This window comes from Cellulomonas soli, assembly GCF_052036975.1.
In the GTDB taxonomy this organism is placed as follows: Bacteria; Actinomycetota; Actinomycetes; order Actinomycetales; family Cellulomonadaceae; genus Cellulomonas; species Cellulomonas soli_A.
In genome coordinates, this window is record NZ_JBQIAR010000003.1 from 104,215 (window position 1) to 123,266 (window position 19,052).

At 71.4% G+C, this 19,052-nt stretch carries 12 protein-coding genes; 3 read left to right on the forward strand and 9 right to left on the reverse strand.

Going from position 1 to position 19,052, the window contains the following annotated elements:
• Positions 1–22 precede the first annotated feature (22 nt).
• Entirely contained in the window at positions 23–736 is a 714-nt protein-coding gene (locus ACTHAM_RS04425) for an SDR family oxidoreductase (protein WP_440684750.1), read from the forward strand.
• A 101-nt stretch (positions 737–837) separates the two neighbouring features.
• On the opposite strand, the gene ACTHAM_RS04430 is transcribed toward ACTHAM_RS04425, so the two are convergent.
• From ACTHAM_RS04430 to ACTHAM_RS04440, 3 genes are all read right to left on the reverse strand, one after another.
• A complete protein-coding gene (locus tag ACTHAM_RS04430) occupies positions 838–3,522 on the reverse strand; it encodes a family 78 glycoside hydrolase catalytic domain (RefSeq protein WP_440684752.1) in 2,685 nt (894 codons plus the stop codon).
• 16 nt (positions 3,523–3,538) lie between these two features.
• Positions 3,539–4,783 carry a glycoside hydrolase family 1 protein gene (locus ACTHAM_RS04435; protein ID WP_440684754.1) on the reverse strand — a complete coding sequence of 415 codons (1,245 nt, stop codon included), beginning with the start codon at positions 4,781–4,783 and terminating at the stop codon, positions 3,539–3,541.
• 108 nt (positions 4,784–4,891) lie between these two features.
• The gene (locus tag ACTHAM_RS04440) at positions 4,892–6,190 is read right to left on the reverse strand and encodes an MFS transporter (RefSeq protein WP_440684756.1); all 1,299 of its coding nucleotides are present in this window, start codon (positions 6,188–6,190) and stop codon (positions 4,892–4,894) included.
• A 137-nt stretch (positions 6,191–6,327) separates the two neighbouring features.
• Between ACTHAM_RS04440 and ACTHAM_RS04445 the strand changes: the two genes are divergently transcribed.
• Positions 6,328–6,963: a TetR/AcrR family transcriptional regulator gene (locus ACTHAM_RS04445; protein WP_440684758.1), complete on the forward strand. Its 636-nt coding sequence runs from the start codon at positions 6,328–6,330 to the stop codon at positions 6,961–6,963.
• Here ACTHAM_RS04445 and ACTHAM_RS04450 read toward each other — a convergent pair.
• From ACTHAM_RS04450 to ACTHAM_RS04475, 6 genes are all read right to left on the reverse strand, one after another.
• On the reverse strand, positions 6,956–8,026 hold the full coding sequence (locus tag ACTHAM_RS04450; RefSeq protein ID WP_440684760.1) for a glycosyltransferase family 2 protein: 1,071 nt from the start codon (positions 8,024–8,026) through the stop codon (positions 6,956–6,958). The two genes, ACTHAM_RS04445 and ACTHAM_RS04450, sit on opposite strands and share 8 nt — an antisense overlap.
• On the reverse strand, positions 8,023–8,655 hold the full coding sequence (locus tag ACTHAM_RS04455; RefSeq protein WP_440684762.1) for a hypothetical protein: 633 nt from the start codon (positions 8,653–8,655) through the stop codon (positions 8,023–8,025). Before ACTHAM_RS04455 ends, ACTHAM_RS04450 begins: the two co-directional genes overlap by 4 nt.
• 59 nt (positions 8,656–8,714) lie before the next feature.
• Positions 8,715–11,195, reverse strand: a complete 2,481-nt coding sequence (locus ACTHAM_RS04460; protein ID WP_440684764.1) for a glycoside hydrolase family 3 C-terminal domain-containing protein — start codon at positions 11,193–11,195, stop codon at positions 8,715–8,717.
• Positions 11,196–11,412: 217 nt separating this feature from the next.
• Positions 11,413–14,400 carry a glycoside hydrolase family 3 C-terminal domain-containing protein gene (locus tag ACTHAM_RS04465; protein ID WP_440684766.1) on the reverse strand — a complete coding sequence of 996 codons (2,988 nt, stop codon included), beginning with the start codon at positions 14,398–14,400 and terminating at the stop codon, positions 11,413–11,415.
• A gap of 210 nt (positions 14,401–14,610) precedes the next feature.
• Positions 14,611–15,024 (reverse strand): hypothetical protein, encoded by a 414-nt coding sequence (locus tag ACTHAM_RS04470; protein WP_440684768.1) that lies wholly within the window; start codon positions 15,022–15,024, stop codon positions 14,611–14,613.
• 106 nt (positions 15,025–15,130) lie between these two features.
• Positions 15,131–17,530, reverse strand: coding sequence for a glycoside hydrolase family 3 N-terminal domain-containing protein (locus tag ACTHAM_RS04475; RefSeq protein ID WP_440684770.1), 2,400 nt, complete (start codon positions 17,528–17,530; stop codon positions 15,131–15,133).
• A gap of 347 nt (positions 17,531–17,877) precedes the next feature.
• Between ACTHAM_RS04475 and glf the strand changes: the two genes are divergently transcribed.
• Positions 17,878–19,032 carry a UDP-galactopyranose mutase gene (gene glf / locus ACTHAM_RS04480; protein WP_440684771.1) on the forward strand — a complete coding sequence of 385 codons (1,155 nt, stop codon included), beginning with the start codon at positions 17,878–17,880 and terminating at the stop codon, positions 19,030–19,032.
• Positions 19,033–19,052 lie beyond the last annotated feature (20 nt).

The following is a 19,052-nucleotide window of genomic DNA, read 5'->3' on the forward strand; positions in this document are numbered from 1 at the left end:
CCTCGAAGGAAGAACCACGAGCATGCCCACTCTTGACGGAGCAGTTGTCCTGGTCACCGGCGCGAACGGCGGCATCGGCACGCAGTTCGTGCACGAGGCTCTGGCCCGCGGTGCGGCCAAGGTCTACGCCAGCGCACGCACCCCCCGCACCTGGGACGACGAGCGGGTCGTCCCGCTGACGCTCGACGTGACCGACGCCGCGTCCATCCAGGCAGCGGTCGAGGCGGCACCCGACGTGACCGTGCTGATCAACAACGCCGGGGCGTCGGTGTCCAGCGCCGGCATCCTGACCCACTCCGAGGAGGAGATCCGCCGCAACGTCGAGACCAACTTCCTCGGCCCGCTGTTCCTGGCCCGGGCGTTCGCGCCGGTGCTGACGGCCAAGGACGAGTCGGTCCTCATCGACATCCACTCGCTGCTCAGCTGGTACGCGGTGGCCGGCATCTACTCGGCGACCAAGGCGGCCCTGTGGTCGGCGACCAACTCGCTGCGCCTGGAGCTCGCACCCGCCGGCGTGCACGTCGTCGGGGTGCACGTCGGGTACGTCGACACCCCGATGGCGGCCTACGCCCCCGAGCCCAAGGTCGACCCGGCGGTGCTCGTCCGTGCCGTGTTCGACGCCGTGCAGGCCGGGGAGTTCGAGGTGCTCGCCGACGAGGGTTCGGTCCAGGCCAAGGCCGGCCTCAGCGCACCGATCGAGGCTGTCTACCCCCAGCTCAAGGCCACGAGCGCCTGAGCGGACCGACCCAGATGGCCACGCCGGTCCTCACCCGGCGTGGCCACCTGCGTCCGTCCGTGACGAGGTCGTCGCGCGCGCCACCGAACCGGGCCTCGTCCTCACCCGGCGGAGAACTCCGCGGCGCGTTCGACCACACGCTCGGGCGGCACCGTGAACCTCACCGTGTGCTCCCCCGGCGCGAGCTCGACGGGCTCGGAACCGTCGGGCAGGACCACCTCGGCCGTCGTGGACGGCGGGACCAGCACCACGAGCACCACGTCGTCGCCGGTGCGGTCCCAGCGGACGGCGGCCGTCCCGTACGGCGTCTCGTGGGTCGCGGCCGCCCAGTCGAGCGCACGCGTGGGCAACGGGGCGATGCGCAGCCGGCGGTACCCGGGTGCGGCGGGGGCCAGACCGGCCACGCGCCGGTGCAGGAAGTCGGCCACGGCACCGAACGCGTAGTGGTTGAACGACGTCATGCCGCCGGGGTTGATCGATCCGTCGGGCAGCATCGAGTTCCAGCGTTCCCACACGGTCGTGGCACCCATGGTCACGGCGTACAACCAGGACGGGCACTCGCGCTGCAGCAGCAGCTGCCAGGCGGTCGCGGCGTGACCGGTGTCGGCGAGCGCGTCGCACACCAGCGGTGTGCCGAGGAACCCGGTGCCGATGCGGAACTCGTCGGCGGCGACCTGCTCGGCGAGCAGCTGTCCGGCGTGCGCGCGCTGCTCGGGCAGCAGCAGGTCGAACACGATGGCCAGGGCATAGGCGGTCTGCGCGGGGTAGGCGGCGCGGCCGCTGGGCGTGAGGTACTCGGCGCGGAACCGGGCGGCGGTACGGTCCGCGAGCGCGCCGTACCGCACGCCCGCCTCGTCCTCCCCCACCACCTGGGCGGCGTCGGCGATCACGCGGGCGGAGCGGGCCAGGTAGGCGGTGGCGACCAGCTGCCAGGGCACGCGGGCCTTCCACGGCTGGTCGTCGGGGGCGGAGGCGCCGAGCCAGTCACCGAACGAGAACCCGCCGGAGGAGAAGTCCAGGTGGTCGCCGGCGCGGGCGGCGAACGCGTCGACCCAGGCGACCATCGAGGGCCACTGGGTGCGCAGCAGCCCGGCGTCGCCGGTGCGCTGGTAGAGCGTCCACGGCACGAGCGTGGCGGCGTCGCCCCAGCCGGCCTCGGCGCCGAGCGGCGGCATGTGCGGGTCCATGGCGGCCATGGGCACGTAGGGCGGCACGACGCCGTCGGGGTGCTGGTCGGCGGCCAGGTCGGCGAGCCAGCCGGTGAGCATGCCGGTGGTGTCGAACAGGAACGCGGCGGTGGGGGCGAACACCTGCAGGTCGCCGGTCCAGCCGAGGCGTTCGTCGCGTTGCGGGCAGTCGGTGGGTACGTCGAGGAAGTTGCCGCGCATGCCCCACACGACGTTCTCGTGCAGCCGGTCCAGCAGGGGGTCGGAGCACGCGAACGTGCCGGTGCGGCGCAGGTCGGTGTGCAGCACCACGGCCTGCAGGTCGGCCGGGGTGAGGGTGCCGGGCCAGCCGGTGACCTCCACGTAGCGGAAGCCGTGCGTGGTGAACGACGGCTCCCAGGTGCGCGGGCCGTGGCCGTCGAGCACGATCTCGTCGGTCTGGCGGGCGGCGCGCAGGGGGCGGGTGCCGAGCTCGCCGTGCTCGAGCACCTCGGCGTGGCGCAGCCGCACCACGGTGCCGGCGGGCGCGTCGGGCAGGTGCAGACGCATGCGCCCGACCAGGTTCTGGCCCAGGTCGACCACCGTGGCACCGGCCGGCGTGGTGAGGATGTCGACGGGTGCGACGAGCTGGGTGCGGCGCACCCCGGGGCCTGTCGGCTCCACCAGCCGCGTCAGGTCGCACGGCAGCACGTCGACGCGCTGCCAGGCGGTGTCGTCGAACCCGGGTGAGTCCCAGCCGGGCGCCTCGCGGCGGGTGTCGTGCGTCTCGCCCAGGTACAGGTCGGCGCGGGTCACCGGGCCGAGGGTCCACCGCCACGAGGAGTCGGTGCCGTGCACGGTGCGGGTGCCGTCGGCGTGGTCGACCTCGAGCTGCACGAGCACACCGGTGCGGTCGCCGTAGACGTCGCGCATCCCGGCGAAGCCGAGGAACCCGCGGTACCAGCCGTCGGCCAGGTGCGCGCCGAGCACGTTGTCGCCGTCACGTACGAGCGCGGTGACGTCGTGCGTGACGTAGCGCAGGCGGTGCTCGTAGGTGGTCCAGCCGGGGGTGAGCACGTCCTGCCCGACGACCTGGCCGTTGAGGTGCAGCGTGACCAGGCCGTGCGCGGTGGCCCGCAACCGAGCGCGGACGATGTCGCCGTGCAGGGTCGCCACGCCGCGCAGCAGTGCCGCGGGCTCGCCGTCGGTGCCGGGGGCCGGCAGCCGCGGGCCGAGCATGACCGCCTGCCACCCGGCGGGCTCGAGCAGCCCGGTCTCGAGCACCGTCGGTTCGCTCCACACCGAGGGCCCGTCCGCGTCGGGGCCCCAGACGCGCACGCGCACCGCACGTCGGTCGCCGGGCCCGAGGGGCGCGGCCGGCCACGCGACGAGCACCTGCTCGTCGGAGGTCACGCGACCGGTGCGCACGGTGGCGGCCGGCCCGTCGGGGTCAGCGACCTCGAGCTCGTACCCGAGCTGACGCCACCCGGGGGTCGTGGTGCGGGTGGTCCACGACAGGCGCGGGGTGCGCTCGCCGATGCCGAGGGGCGTGCGGTGATGCTCGACGACGACGGGGTCGACGTGCAGGTCGGCGCTCAGCAGGTGGTGCGCGAGCGCCACCTGCTCGATGGTCGGGCCCATGGTCGGCCGCCGCCGCTCAGCCGGCCACGACGGGCCGGTAGCCCGCCACCGCCCGGGCGTACGCGGACGCGGACGGCTTGGGCGTGCGCGTGAACGTGGTGCGGTCGACCTCGACGAGCCCGAGCTTGGGGCCGTAGCCGAAGATCCACTCGAAGTTGTCCAGCAGCGTCCAGTGGCAGTACCCCAGCACGGGGGTGCCCGCGGCGATCTCGGCGGCCAGGTGCTCCAGGGCCTGCGGCACGAACGCAGCCCGCTGGGTGTCGTCCTCGGTCTGCATGCCGTGCTCGGTGACCATGACCGGGACGCCCGAGACCTGGTGCGCGTACCGCACCGCGCGCGCCAACGACGCCGGCTCGACCAGGGTGCCCATGCCGTTGCGGGGCCCGTCGGGCACGACCTCGCCGTCGGGTCCGTGGAACGCCGACTCGTAGTTCTGCACGCCGACGAAGTCGTCGTCGCGGGCCACGGTCAGCCAGTGGTCGTACACGGCTGCCCGCTTGGCGTCACGGCGCTCCTCACCGCCGGGCAGGGCGACCTCGTCGAGGATCGCGATCGACACCCCGGTCGGCAGGTCCGCCCGCCGGGCCTTGATGGCAGCCACGGCGGCCCGGTGCGCCCGGGTGAACGCCTCCTGGAACGCGTCCTGCTGGTCGGCGGGGATGACGTTCGAGGCGAAGTACCGCTCGACGCCAGCGTCACGCGCAGCGGCGGCGAGCATCTCCTTCTTGATCTGCTCGGCGATGGGCGGCAGCTTGCCGCCGGCCTGCAGCACCTGCTCGAGGTTCGGCTCGTTGAGGGTCACGGCGCTCGCGATGCGGTCCCCGAACCGGGCCATGACCCGGTCGCACTGGTCCGCGAACAGCGCGGGCGCGTCGGCCGCGAGCCAGGAGCCGCCCGCGGCGAACCAGTGCGGCGACGCGAAGTGGTTGAACGTGACGACGGGCGCCAGCCCGCGGGCCAGGCAGCCGTCGACGACCTGCTCGTAGTGGTCGAGGGCCGCGGTGTCGACCACGCCACGCTCGGGCTCGACGCGGGCCCACTCGACGGAGAACCGGAACGCGTTCAGGCCGAGGTCGGCGACCAGGTCGAGGTCCTCCTCCCACCGCTGGTAGTGCCGGCACGCGGGGCCGGACGGTTCGACGAACAGCGACGGCGTGGTGTGCTCCAGCGTCCAGATGTCGCTGCGGTCGTTGTCGCCCTCGCCCTGGTGGCCGGCGGTGGCGACCCCCCAGAGGAAGTCGTCGGGGAACGTGCTGGTCATGTCGTACACCTCGTGGTTCGTGCGTTGCGCGGCCCGCGTGCGTGGGTGGTGCGGCGGCCCGGGCGCGGGTTGCCCGGGCCGCCGTGGGTTCATCGGTGGGGCGAGTGCTCAGCGCACCCCCTTGATGAGCGGCATGAGGGCCGCCCCGGCGATGCAGAGGACGGCCGCGCCGATCCACAGGGCCGCGTAGTTCTGCCCGGCACCGAGGGCCAGGACGGTCGGGCCGAGGGCCGGCACCAGGATGTTGGGGATGTTCAGCGCGAGCCCGAACACCGCCATGTCCTTGCCGGCGTCGCGGGAGTCGGGCAGCACCGAGGCGCACAGCGCCAGGTCGACGGTCAGGTAGGCGGCCTGGCCGACGGCGAACACGACCCACGCGACGGCGAACCCGGTGAAGCTCGACGCGGTGGCGCCCAGCACGAGGCCGGCGGCCATGAACAGCGCGGCGACGGCCACGATGGGCTTGCGGCGGCCGATCTTGTCCGACAGCCAGCCCGACCCGGTGAAGAAGATGATCGACACGGGTGCGGAGATGAGGGTGAGCAGACCGGCCTTGGCGCCGACCTCGGGCAGCGGCACGTGCAGCACGTCGATCATGAAGTAGATGAAGTAGGTGAACAGGGCGGCCATGGCCATGCCGGCCAGGAACCGGGCGAGCCACGTCCAGCCGAAGTTCGGGTGCTTGCGCGGGTTGACCAGCATCCCGACGGCCATGGAGCGCACGTCGAGGGCGGGGACCTCGGTGCGGACCTTGACCGGGTCGCGGTACAGGACGAGCAGCGGCAGGGAGGCGATCAGGGCGAGCAGGACGGGCACGGTCATCAGCAGCAGGGGCTGGTCGACGAGCGCGCCGGTGAGGTACGAGCCGCCGGAGAACGCCAGCGCACCGAACAGGCCCATGACGCCCATGACCCGGGCACGCATCGCGTCGGGCACGGCCTCGACCGGGATGACGGCGTAGGCGTTGAAGCCGGCCTGCATGGCTGCCACCGCCACGATGTACGCCGCACCGATGACCAGCGGGTTCGGCGAGGCGCCGACCACGAGGGCACCGAGCAGGGTGACGAGCAGACCACCGACGATCCACGGCCGGCGGCGGCCGAACCGGCTGGTGGTGCGGTCCGAGAGGGCTCCGGCGAGCGGGACGACGACGAGCATCGCGAACGCGCCGATCGACACGATGCGGCTGTAGAGGACGTCCTTGGTGTCGGGGGCGACGGAGGCGATGCGCAGCGAGAGGGCGGTCGACAGGCTCATCGCCATGACGTACATGCCGACGGCGGCGATGAGGACGAGCGCGATGGTCTTCGCGGTGGACCCGGCGGTGTCGGTCTCGGGGTGTGCCGGGCCGTGCGGTCCGCCGGCGGCGGGGTCCACGGACTGAGTCGTTTCAGCGGAGGTGGTCATGTGGGCTTCCCTGGAGGAAGGGGCCGCGACGTTGCGGCCGGTGTCGACGTTGACGCCCCGTCTTCGGGGATGCTGGAACGGTAGACCCGAAAATATGAAGCCGTCAATGTTTTCGTGGCCGCGACTACCCTGCAGACATGGCCGGGCCCCGCGGTGAGTACCGCAAGAGCGCAGAACGACGGGCGCAGATCCTCGAGGCGGCACACGTCGTGTTCGCCCGCTCCGGGTACACCGGCAGCTCGGTCAACGAGATCGCCCGCCAGGTCGGCATGACCCAGACCGGCGTGCTGCACCACTTCGCCGGAGGCAAGATCGCCCTGCTGCGCGCCGTGCTCGAGAGCCGCGACTCGGGCGCCGAGGACATCCTGGCGGGACGCACCGGCCGCGACTTCCTCGCCGGGCTCGTCGAGATCTCCCGCCGCCAGGCCGACCAGCGGGGCATGGTCCAGCTCTACAAGGTCCTCGCCGCCGAGGGCACCGACCCCGACCACCCCGCGCACGACTACTTCGTCGAGCGCTTCTCGCGGATCACGCAGGCCGTCACCGCCGCCTACCAGGCCATCGCGGCCGACGGCGGGCTCGCCGACGGCGTCGACCCCGGCCGCGCCGCCATCGACACCCTGGCCGCCACCGAAGGACTCGAGGTCCTGTGGCTCAACGGCCTCGACGTCGACATGGCCGCCGACATCGAACGCCTCATCTCCGGCTTCCTCACCGCACCGCTCGCGCCGTACACCCCGGCACGGCAGCAGGCCGACGCCCCCGTCAGCTGAAGCCGACCACCCGCTGCGCCACCCGGTACGTCGCCACCGACACCCCGCGCCCGACCCGCCCCGGCAGGTTGGCCACCTGCACGGCACCGCCGCGGCGCACCTTGCGGTACAGCCACGGGTCCTGCTCGCGCAGGTCGGCCCACAGCCGGTCACGTTCGCGCAGGGCCTCGGCGGTCCCCGAACGGACCAGCAGGATCGAGGACACCGCGCAGATGATCTCGGCGTAGTGCACCAGGTACCGGTGCAGGTGGGCGTCCGTCACGTCGGCCTCCTGCAGGTGCTCGAGCATGAGCCGGTTGACGCGCAGCTGCTGGTCGAGGCGACGCAGCATCACGGCCTCGTGCACCGACTGGTCGTCGCGGCCGATGAAGTACCGGTACAGGTCGACGTCCAGGTAGTACAGGGTGCGCACGTGCGCGAGCGGCACGAACGCGTACAGGTTGTCGACGTAGAACGTGTGCTCGGGCAGCCGCAGGCCGCACGCGCGCAGCACGTCGGTGCGGTAGATCAGCGCGTGCATGAGCAGGTACTGGCCCTTGCGGAACTTGCGCGTACGAGCCCACGTGGTGACCTGCCGTCGCGGCAGCGCGTTGGCGTACCGGACGGCGACCTTGGTGCGCTTGCCGTCCTTCTCGTACACGAAGTTCGAGACCAGCAGGTCCACGTCGGTACCGTCGGCCACGAACCGGGCCAGCGTGCGCAGCACCTCGTCGAGGGCCGCGCGGTCCACCCAGTCGTCGGAGTCGACGATCTTCACGTACCGGCCACGGGCGTGCACCAGACCGGCGTTGATCGCCGAGCCGTGGCCGCCGTTCGGCTTCGACACCACCCGCACCACCCCGGGGTGGCGCTGCGCGTACACACCGGCCAGAGCCGCGGTGCCGTCGGTGGAGCCGTCGTCGACCACGACCACCTCCAGGCGCGTGCCGGCACCGACGAGGGTGTCCAGGCAGCGCTCCAGGTAGTCCTGCGAGTTGTACGCCGGGACGATCACCGTCAGCAGCGGCTCACCGTCGGGCGCGTCGGGCCGGGGCCGCTCGAGCACCGGGGTCAGCACGCTCACGGCTGCGCCTCGGCGGTCGCAGGGGCGGCGGCGGGCTCCTCGACGGGCACCTGCTTGAAGATCACCTTGAAGATGGGGAAGAAGACCCAGAACGAGATCGCCGCGTTGATGATCATCGTCGTGAAGTCCGCCAGCGTCTCCCCCGTCCCTCCCAGTCCCCAGGTGTCGATGAACAGATCGTAGACGGGCGCCTTGTACAGCCCCTGCGCGGCGGCCGCCCCGAGGGTGATCGCGATGTACGCCACGACGTACCAGAACGCCGCCTTGCCCATGCTGCTGTTCGACTTGAACGTGACGTTGCGCTGCAGGAAGAAGTTGATGACCTGCGCGATCAGCAGCGTGATCTGCACCGCCAGGAAGTACGCCAGCCCGCCGCCACCGTCGGGCAACGCACCGGCGGCGTAGTCGAACACGTAGTACGTCGACCCGTCGGTGTTGGTGCCGACCGGCCACAGCTGGAACGTGGTGCTCACCAGCGCGGTCATGCCGAACAGCCACTTCAGCACCGGCATCAGCGCCAGCTGGAACACGGTCATGCCGTTGCTGAGCAGGAAGAACACGACGAACTGGGCCGTGCCGGGACGGTTCTCGGCGAATCGGCCCCAGGCCTGCCGGATGCGGGTCACCATGTGCGTCGATCTCTCTTCCGTGGGTGCCGTCGGACGACGGGTCGTACAGGGGGTGCGGCTCAGGCGCCGTCGCGCAGCTGACGCGCGGTGCGGCGGTTGGCCCGTGCGTTGCGGACCCAGGCGCCGACGGTGGCGCCCGCGCCGGAGAAGAAGTGCCCATTGACGATCCGGACGATGCCGTCGACCATCTCGGCGCTGACCATGCCGTTCGTCATCTTCGCGATGGCCCGGAACGGCATGTTGAGCAGGAACAGGATGTTCAGGTCGGGCGTGCCCTTGGCCTCCGCGCGGTCCTTGCGGGAGCTGAGCACCCGGTGGGCCAGTCGTGCCAGGGGGCTGCGCGCGTCGGCCAGACGGTCCAGGGCGTCGTTGGGGCCGAGCGGCCCGGACCATGTGGCCGACGGCACCGGCCGCCCGAGCAGCGCAGCGAACTCGGTGTCGGAGACGTCGCGCACGGCGGCGCTCGCGTAGCTGGGCAGCGCCGGGTCGGGCGCGGCGGCGGGCATGGTGCCGGTGACGTCCACGGCCACCGACGCGCGCACGTCGTCCACGTGCGAGCCGACGAGCACGGCGTAGCGCCCCTGCTCGACCTGCCACGCCCCTGTGCCGACGTCGAAGTGCCGGAACGCCCGCTCACCGAGCGGCACCGTGACGGTGGTCGACTCCCCCGGCGCCAGCTCGACGCGTGCGAACCCCTTGAGCTCACGGTCCGGTCGGTGCACGCCGGGCGTCTCGCGGTGCACGTAGACCTGCACGACCTCGGCGCCGGTGCGCTGACCCGTGTTCGTCACGGTGACGCTGACCTGCTCGGCGTCCGCGACCACGTCGCCGTAGGCGAAGGTCGTGTACGACAGGCCGAAGCCGAACGGGAACGCCACCGGCACCCCGGCGCTCGTGTAGTACCGGTACCCGACGTACAGGCCCTCGCGGTACTCGGCCGTGCGCTGCAGGGCCGGGAACGTGTCGGCGGTCGGGGTGTCGGCCAGGCGCAGCGGCACGGTCTCGGCCAGCCGGCCCGACGCGTCGACCTTCCCGGTCAGCACGTCGAGCAGCCCGCCCGCACCGGCCTGGCCTGCCAGGTACCCGTGCACCAGCGCACCGCACCGGTCCAGCCACGGCACCTCGACCACACCACCTGCGCTGAGCACCACGACCACGGCCGGGTTCACCGCGGCGACCTCGGCCAGCAGCTCGGTCTGCACGGCGTGCAGGTCCAGGTGCGAGCGGTCGATCCCCTCCGACTCGGCGATCTCGTCCAGCCCGAGGAACAGCAGCACCACGTCCGCCCGGCGCGCGGCGTCCACAGCCGCGCGGCGCAGCTCGGCGTCGGGCGTGCCGTTGCGGCGGAACCCGGGCGCGAACTCCACCAGCTCCAGGCCGCTGTCGCCGACCAGGTCCAGCACGCTGTCCAGCCGGGTGGGGTTCACGGCCGACGAACCGGCGCCCTGGTACCGGGGGGTCTGCGCGAAGTCGCCGATCACGGCCACCCGCGTGCCTGCCGCCAACGGCAGCAGCTCGTCCTGGTTCTTCAGCAGCACCGCGCTGCGGGCCGCGGCGTGCCGGGCCAGCGCGTGGTGGGCGTCCAGGTCCACCGGGGCGGCCGCACCGGGCTGCGCGGCGTCACGCACCAGCGCGAGGATCTCACCGGCGCGGGCGTCCAGGTCGGCCTGCGCGAGCGTGCCGGCGCGCACCGCGTCGACCAGCTGACGGGCCGAGTCGAGCCCGGCGCACGGCATCTCCAGCGAGCTGCCCGCCCGCGTGCCCGCGACGATGTCGTTCGAGCCGCCCCAGTCGGTGACGACCGCACCCGTGAAACCCCACTCGTCGCGCAGCACCTGCTGCAGCAGGAACGGGTTCTCGTTCGCGTACACGCCGTTGACCAGGTTGTACGCCGACATGATGGCGCGCGGGGCGGCCTCCTCGACCACGATCCCGAACCCGGTCAGGTAGATCTCCCGCAGGGTGCGCTCGTCGACCACGGAGTCGCTGACCATGCGGCGCAGCTCCTGGGAGTTCACCGCGAAGTGCTTGGGGCACGCGGCCACACCGTGCGACTGGATGCCGCGCACGTACCCGGCGGCCAGCTTCCCGGCCAGCAGCGGGTCCTCGGAGAAGTACTCGAAGCTGCGGCCCCCGAGCGGGCTGCGCTTGATGTTCAGGCCCGGGCCGAGCAGCACGTCCACGCCCTGCGCGGCGGCCTCGGCACCCAGCGCCGCACCGATCTGCTCGGCCAGCAACGGGTCCCAGCTGTTCGCCACGGCAGCGGCCGTCGGGAAGCACGTGGCCGGTTCGGAGGCGTTCAGGCCCAGGTGATCGGCCGAGCCGACCTGCTTGCGCACACCGTGCGGGCCGTCGGCCAGCCACAGCGAGCGGACCCCGTGCCGCGGCAGGTCGTACGTCTCCCACACCGACTTGCCGGTGACCAGCGCGGCCTTCTCCAGCAGCGACAGGTCCTGCACCGTCACGTCCTGCGCTGCGCGCGAGGACGTGCTGCGGTCGTGCACCGGCCGTGCTGTCGTGGCATCGCCGTTGGTCTGCACGTTCACTCCTTGGTTCGTCGCGGGCGACTTCTCGCCCTGGCACCTCGTGCGGTGCTCTCCTGCCGGTACGGAGACCCGCGGTTCTGCGCGGGCCCCCGCACCGGCCCGACCGTCGGGCCGGCGGTGGTGGGCGCCTGCCGGACCGACGGAGGATCCGTCGCCGGGTCGGCACGTCGGGCCCATGAGGTCGGGCCCGACGCGCCGCCGGCTGCTGGTGCTAGTCCGTGCCGCCCGCGACGGCCGGCGTGCTGCCGTCGACCGCGGTGCGGCGGTGCCGCAGCACCCGACGGGTGACGAGGAAGCCACCGAGAAGGACCAGCAGGCCGATCACGACGGTCGCGCCGATCTGCACGTACACCCAGGTGGGCGGCGTGTAGGCGATCGTGGCGCCCGTGGCCAGGCCGTTCATGGCGTTGGAGTTCGCGACGGTGAACAAGATGTTGTGCGTCGCGTCCCGGATGTCGCTGACCGCCTTGGCCGAGGACGTGTCCGAGAAGGACTTCGACGGCTGGAACGTCAGGGTCAGGTCCGTGCCCGCGCTGATCCCCTGGTTGGGGTTCATGTACGGGTACAGGTTGAAGTCCGAGATCGCGAAGCCCTCGAAGCCCCACTCCTCACGCAGCACGGTCGTCATGAGCGCCTGCGAACCGCCGGCCCACGTGGCACCGATGCGGTTGAACGAGCTCATCACCGCGGTGGCCCCGACCGTCGTGGTCGAGATCGTGCCGTCGGTGTCCGCGATGTACGGCACCTCCATCGAGATGTTCTTCACGGCCATCTCGAACGGCTTGAGGTACAGCTCGCGCATCGTCTGCTCGGTCGCCCAGGTGGCCAGACCGTTGTTGACGCGGTTGGTCTCCTGGTCGTTCATCGCGAAGTGCTTGAGCGTGGTGTACACGCCCTTGGTGGCCGCACCGTTGGACGCCGCCGTGGCGAGCATGCCCGACAGCAGCGGGTCCTCCGAGTAGTACTCGAAGTTGCGGCCGGCGAACGGCGAGCGGTGCAGGTTCATCGCCGGCGCGTACCAGCCGTTGATGTCCTTGAACAGCGCCTCGTTGCCGAGCATCACGCCCATCGCGTGGGCCATCTCGACGTCCCACGTCTGCGCGATGAGGAACTCCGAGGGGTACGCCACCCCGTTGATCGAGGAGTTGATGAACGAGGAGAACCCGGCCGGGCCGTCGGGCTCGGTGGTCGCGGGCTTGCCGATCGAGCCGATCGCGGCGGTCTGGTAGGCGCCGTTGAGCAGCACGTCGGTCATCTCGCCGACCTTGAGGGAGTCGAGCAGCTCGTCCCACTGCGGGTCGTCCTTGGGCAGGCCGCGCAGGTCGATCAGCGACAGGTCGGTGTCGGCGCCCGTGGTGGGCATGTCGCCCTCGAACGCGTCGGCCGCCGCCTCGTCGTCCCACACCGCGAAGCCCTCCGCCACGGCGTCGCTCGCGACGAGCTGGTCCGCGCTGGGTGCCGTGGGGAACGTGCCGGCGAAGTCCGCCCGCGACATCGGGACGATCTGGCCGTCCGTCGGCTCGGCCGAGAACTGCGCCGAGACGTCGTCGAACTGGTTGGTGACCTCGGTCAGGTCGCTCGCACGGTGGTTCTCACCGGAGTACACGACATCGGAGTCGACCGTGTAGACGATCGGCTGCGTGCCCTCGGCCACGGTGTGCGAGTCGGTGCGCACGGTGAGGTCGTAGTCGCCGGCCTCCAGCACGTACGCCTGCTCACCCAGGTAGTCGTAGGAGGCCATGTCCTCCACCGCGATCTCCAGCGTGACGGACTCGCTCGCGCCCGGCTCGATCACACCGGTCTTGGCGAAGTCGCCCAGGACGACCTCGGCCTTCTCGATGCCGCCGTCGGTGTAGGGCGCCGTGTAGTACAGCTCGACGACGTCCTTGCCCGCCGCCGCGCCGGTGTTGGTGACCTCGACGGTCACCGCGACCGTGCCGTCGACCGCACCGGCCTGCGTGTCGGTGACCGCCCACGTGAAGTCGGTGTAGCTCAGGCCGTACCCGAACGGGTAGACCACGGCGTCGTCGTAGTCGAGGAAGCCCTCGGCCGCGGCGGTCTCGTAGTAGCGGTAGCCGACGTAGATGCCCTCGGCGTAGTTCACGAACGGGGCGTCCGAGGTGACCGTCGCGTTGGACGTCGCCGTCTCCAGCGAGGACACCGGGTACGACACGTCGAGGTTCTCGTAGACGAAGTCGCCGAAGTTCACGTACGTGGGGTCCGCGGTGAAGTCCGCCGCCCACAGGTCCGCCGTGCGACCCGAGGGGTTCACGTCACCGCTGAGGATGCGCCCCAGGGCGTTGAAGCCCGACGCGCCGGGCGAGCCGGCCAGCAGGATCGAGTCGATCTGCGGGTCGTCCTGCAGCGCACCCATCTCCATCGTCGTCGAGGCGTTGACCACCACGACCACGGTCTCGAAGTTCGCCTCCGCCAGCGCGATCAGGTCCTTCTCGTCCTGGTTCAGCTCCAGCTGGTGCTGACCCTCGACCGCGTTGTCGTCCCAGTCGCTCATGTCCTGGGTGAGGTCGCCGCCCTCGCCACCCGGGCGACCGACGACCACCACGGCCGCGTCGGAGTACTCCGCGAACGAGGACTGCTGCGCCTCGTACTCACCGACGGGCAGCTCCCCGACGTAGTACGAGGACGCACCCGGGTTGTCCATCTCGATGTAGCCGCGGGGGTTCTCGGCGGCGTACGCCTCGATGGTGGTGAAGACCTGGTCGTTGACCTGGAACCCGGCGTTCTCCAGCCCGCCGCGCGCGGTCACCGCGGAGTTCGTGTCGACCGAACCGGAGCCGGAGCCACCGAAGACGGGGTCGGCGGCCGCACGGCCCAGCATTGTGACCTTCGCACCCGCGGCCAGCGGCAGGGCGGCCGCGTCGTTCTTCGCCAGGACGATGCCCGCCCCCGAGATCTCCTCGACGAGCGCCTTCGCGGCCGCGTCGACCTCGTCGATGCTGCCGAAGTCCGAGCTGTAGTACTCGGTGTCCCAGTCGGCGGCCTGCGCCGAGTTGGTGAACGTGTACGTCCCGGTGCCCAGCTGCGAGGCGACCCACGGGCCGGCGACCACGAGCGCGACGTTGGCGACCACGGTCACCGCCGTCACCGTGGTGAGCACGGGCGCCCAGATCCACAGGTACTTCTTGTTCGACATCGGCGTCTTCGCGCGGGGGGCGTTCTTCTGCGCCTTGGCGTTCACTGCATTCCTCCTTGAGTGCGGGCCGGCGGCCAGGCTAGGTGCGGCCGCACGGGCCGGCCGGTCCGGTCGCACGATCGGTCGGATCGGCGGCACGGACCGTCACCGTCGGGTCCCCGGCCCGCCCGGCCCGGCGCCGGACGTCGACCCACGACGAGCGGGTCGGACGGTCGGCCGCGGCGGGCACGGACGGGTGGGGCACGGTCGGACGGGCTACTTGGACACCTTGGTGATGGTGCCGTCCTGGTCGATCTGCCAGGTCTCGCCGGTCGCCGCCGAGTCCCCGTCGATCGTGTACTTGCCGTCCTCGATGTTGATGGTGCCCTGGATCCGCGAGGCAGCCTCCGAGAAGGAGTAGGGCACCACGAGCAGCCCGTACTTCACGGTGGGGGACTTCACGTCGCTCGCGAGCATGATCTGGGCCCAGGAGTCGTCCTCGGCCAGCGCGTCCGCGACGGCCGTGCGTGCGGCCTCGAGGTCCGTCGCGATGTCGGACTCCGTCTCCTGGCTCTGCCCGGCCGGGCTGTCCGAGCCGTTGTCGTCGCTGCTGCACGCCGTCAGGCCGAACGCCCCGGTGAGGGCGACCACGAGCCCGAGGCCGGCGGTCAGCACCCTGTTTCGCTTCACTTCTGCTCCTTGGTGAGATCTGGCTGCGGGCCCACCCCGCGGCCGGTTCCCTGCGGGTGGCCGACGGCGTGCACCGCCGGCCACCCGCAGGTCGTGCTCGACGCGATCAGTCCGCGATCGGGCCCGCGTAGTTCAGGCCGAAGCCGAACAGGTAGGAGTTGCCCGCCGAGTCCACGTACGGCTCGGTGTCCTCCTGGACGTCCTCCAGCTGCTTCTCGACCGCGTCCATCGACGCCGGGAAGGCGATCGGCAGACGGCCCTGGGGCTCCGAGAGGCCGATGGCCGTCTCGATGAGCGCCTGGTCGCTGACACCGAAGCCGACCAGGATCGCGTCCGTGCGGGCCTCGAACTCGGCCGGCACGGTCGGGTTCGTGGCCTTGAGGACCGTGATCACCGGGATGTCCTTGCCGGACGCCTCGACCGCGGCCACGGCACGGTCGAACGCGTCGAGAGCCGACTCGTTCGAGGTGCGCGACGTGTGGCCGAAGTACGAGCGGTTCTCCTGGGTGCCGTCCGCGAGGATGTCACCGGAGATGGAGACCTGACGCACGTTCGCGCCGTCGGCCGTGTACGGGCGGTACTGCAGCGACAGCGGGTACCACTCGCCGGTCTCCTTGTCGTGACCGGAGTTGGCGAACACCGCACCGCTCTTCGGGCTGGTCATGCCGACCAGCACCAGGTCCACGTCGCTCAGGTCGGGAGCCGTGTAGCTGGTGACCTTGCCGTCGGCGTCCAGGACTGCCTCGTCGGTGACGACCTTGCCGAAGTACTGCTCGGCGATCTCGATCGTCAGGCCGGGGCCCTCCGTGAACTCACCGGGGCCGAACAGGCCGGCCTGGCCGGTGTCGTACGACCGCGGGATGTAGACGGTCTTGTCCTTCCACGACTCGGCGTCGCTCGCGCTGATCGTCGAGCCGTCGTTCTTCAGCATGACGACCGAGTCGAGCTGCGCCTGGTAGCCGGCGTCCAGCTTGTCCTGGCTGGCGACGACGGCCTTCGACTCCTCGAGGTCCAGGTACGCGTTCTCGTACAGACCCGGCTGGAACAGCATCGTCAGGATGCGCGTGCCGGACTCCTGGAACCGCGTGTCGGCGTCGATCTCGTTGACGCCGGCCTCGAAGTCGGCCTGCCACATGTCGTACGCGGCGAGCACCGGCTCGACCGCGTTGTTGCCGCCGAACATGTCGACGCCGTTCTTGAGGATCGCGTAGTGGCGCTCCTCGACGGTCAGGTCGTCGGCACCCCACGAGGTGCCGATGAACGCCTCGGGGTCGGTGTTGCCACCGGCGGTGACGCCCCAGTCGGTGACGACGACGCCGTCGAAGTTCTCGCGCAGCAGGCTCGTGCGGGCCGAGTCGTACGCGCTGCCCATGCGGTCGCCACCCAGCAGCGGCTGGCCGTCGGCGTCGAGCGCGATCGAGTACGCCGTCATGACCGCGGCGGAGTCCATCGCACCCAGGAACACCTCGGCGTGGGCGTCGAAGTTGTCACCCGGGTACACGCCGTACTTGCCGGCCTCGGTGTGCGCCTCGCGGCCGCCCTCGCCCGGACCGTCGCCGGCCCAGTGCTTGATCATCGCGTTGACCGACTCGGTGCCCCAGCCGTCGGCACCGGGCGTCGCCTGGAAGCCGTCGACGTAGGCGGCCGCCATGGCGCTGGCCAGCTCGACGTTCTCGCCGAACGTGCCGTCGACGCGCAGCCAGCGCGGCTCGGTCGCCAGGTCGATCTGCGGGCTCAGGGCCGTGCCGATGCCCAGCGCGCGGTACTCGGCCGAGACCATCGTCGCGAACGTGCTCATCGTCTCGGTGTCGAATGTCGCGGCCAGGCCCAGGTTCGACGGCCAGCGCGAGATGTCGCCGGACGCGTTGTAGTTGCCGCCGCTCTCCGCGGTCGAGCGCGGGTCGGAGCTGAAGTTCACCGGCACGTACGGCTCGTCCTCGGTGGCCAGCGACTCGGCGTACGCCTGCAGCTGGTTGGACCAGGTGACGTTGGCCTCGGTGTCGTTCGGGCCGGCGTTGAGCACGTTGCGCAGCCGCGACTGCGACATGTACTCCTTCTGCGCGTCCGTGATGCCGTCGGCGGGCGAGCGCTCGTGCGAGCTGAACAGCATGAGCCCGGCGATCTGCTCGATCGACAGGTCCTGGGCCAGGTCGGCGGCGCGGTCGGCCGCGGCCTCACGCCAGTCCTCCCACGTGTCCAGGGTGCCGTTCGCGTTCATGTCCTTGAACGCGTAGGTCTTGCCGTCGACCTCCTCGGTGAGGAGCTCGATCTTGCTGTCCGCCCCGTAGGACAACGTCGGCCCGTCACCGGGGTTGTCGACGGCCACGAACGTGGTCTTGCCGTCGGTGACCTCGCGGGTCGTGTAGGTGTCGGCCTCCGCCGAGTCGTCGGAGGTGCCTCCGGTGCACGCCGTCAGGGCGAACAGGGCGAGACCAGCCACCACGGCTGTCCCCTTGACCTGTGCTGCCGAGCGGTGGAGCCGTCGCGCGTCTGTGGTTGTCTTCATCGACCTTCCCTTGTCGTCTAGCGGCCCTGCCCGCACCCGCCGTCGTCGCACCTTCATCGGGCGAGAGGGCGGCACGTGCGCGACACAGCGCACTGTGCGAGCTGATCGCGGCGTCGGGACGTCGTGGTCCTGCGGCCGCGGTCGTCAACGTAGGAGCGCGCCGGGTGGCCGATCGGGCCGTGTGCACGGACTGTTGTTTCGCGTGCACGAACGGCCAGCAAGGTCACGGGCAGGTCACCGCGAGATCACAGATCGGGGTGCTGGGGCACACCCGGACGCCGGTGCCGCGCCCCTACACTGGCCGCGCCCGGGGCCCCCGGAGCACGCCCGTCGAGGGAAGGCATCGCATGGACCTGCTCGTTGTCGGCGCCGGGCTGTTCGGGCTGACCGTCGCCGAGCGTGCGGCCGACGCCGGCCTGGACGTCACCGTCATCGACCGGCGCGACCACCTGGGCGGCAACGCGCACTCCGAGGTCGACTCGGCCACCGGCATCGAGGTGCACCGCTACGGCTCGCACATCTTCCACACCTCGAACGAGCAGGTCTGGCAGTACGTGCGTCGGTTCACCGCGTTCACGCGCTACCAGCACCGGGTGATGACCACGCACGCCGGGTCGGTCTACCCGATGCCCATCAACCTGGGCACCATCAACCAGTTCTTCGGCACCGCCCTGGGCCCCGACGCGGCCCGCGCCCTGGTGGCCGAGCAGTCCGCCGAGATCGGCCGCGACGAGGCCCGCAACCTCGAGGAGAAGGCGATCTCGCTGATCGGGCGCCCGCTGTACGAGGCGTTCGTGCGCGGGTACACGCTCAAGCAGTGGCAGGCCGACCCGCGCGAGCTGCCCGCCGCCGTCATCGCCCGCCTGCCCGTGCGGTACACGTACGACACGCGCTACTTCGCGGACACCTACGAGGGGCTGCCCGTGCACGGGTACGGCGCGTGGTTCGAGCGCATGGCCTCCCACCCGCGCATCGACGTGCGGCTCGGCACGGACTTCTTCGACGCCGACCAGCCGCTGAGCAAGGACCGCGCGCGCGGGCAGGTGCCGATCGTGTACACCGGGCCCGTCGACCGCTACTTCGACCACCACGCCGGACGGCTGACCTGGCGCACGCTCGACCTGGAGACGGCCACCCTGCCGGTGCGCGACTTCCAGGGCACCGCGGTGATGAACTACGCCGACCTCGACGTGCCGTGGACCCGGATCCACGAGTTCCGGCACTTCCACCCCGAGCGCGAGGACCGGCACGCGCAGGACGCCACCGTAATCGCGCACGAGACCTCGCGCCTGGCGGTCGACGACGACGAGCCGTACTACCCGGTCAGCACCGCGCAGGACCGCGAACGCCTGCGCGTCTACCGCGACCTGCAGCGCGACGAGCCGGACGTGCACTTCGGCGGGCGCCTGGGCAGCTACCTGTACCTGGACATGCACATGGCGGTCGCCGCGGCGCTGCAGCTGTGGGGCACGGGGATCTCGGGCCTGCGCACCAGCGGCTGAGCCGCCGACCGCCGCCCGCC

Bases quoted from the DNA above. Each gene is read 5' to 3' on its own strand.
- ACTHAM_RS04440 (WP_440684756.1), bottom strand. From the start codon at position 6,190: ATGACCACCTCCGCTGAAACGACTCAGTCCGTGGACCCCGCCGCCGGC.
- ACTHAM_RS04475 (WP_440684770.1), bottom strand. From the start codon at position 17,530: ATGAAGACAACCACAGACGCGCGACGGCTCCACCGCTCGGCAGCACAG.
- ACTHAM_RS04435 (WP_440684754.1), bottom strand. From the start codon at position 4,783: ATGACCAGCACGTTCCCCGACGACTTCCTCTGGGGGGTCGCCACCGCC.
- ACTHAM_RS04445 (WP_440684758.1), top strand. From the start codon at position 6,328: ATGGCCGGGCCCCGCGGTGAGTACCGCAAGAGCGCAGAACGACGGGCG.
- ACTHAM_RS04430 (WP_440684752.1), bottom strand. From the start codon at position 3,522: ATGGGCCCGACCATCGAGCAGGTGGCGCTCGCGCACCACCTGCTGAGC.
- glf (WP_440684771.1), top strand. From the start codon at position 17,878: ATGGACCTGCTCGTTGTCGGCGCCGGGCTGTTCGGGCTGACCGTCGCC.
- ACTHAM_RS04455 (WP_440684762.1), bottom strand. From the start codon at position 8,655: ATGGTGACCCGCATCCGGCAGGCCTGGGGCCGATTCGCCGAGAACCGT.
- ACTHAM_RS04425 (WP_440684750.1), top strand. From the start codon at position 23: ATGCCCACTCTTGACGGAGCAGTTGTCCTGGTCACCGGCGCGAACGGC.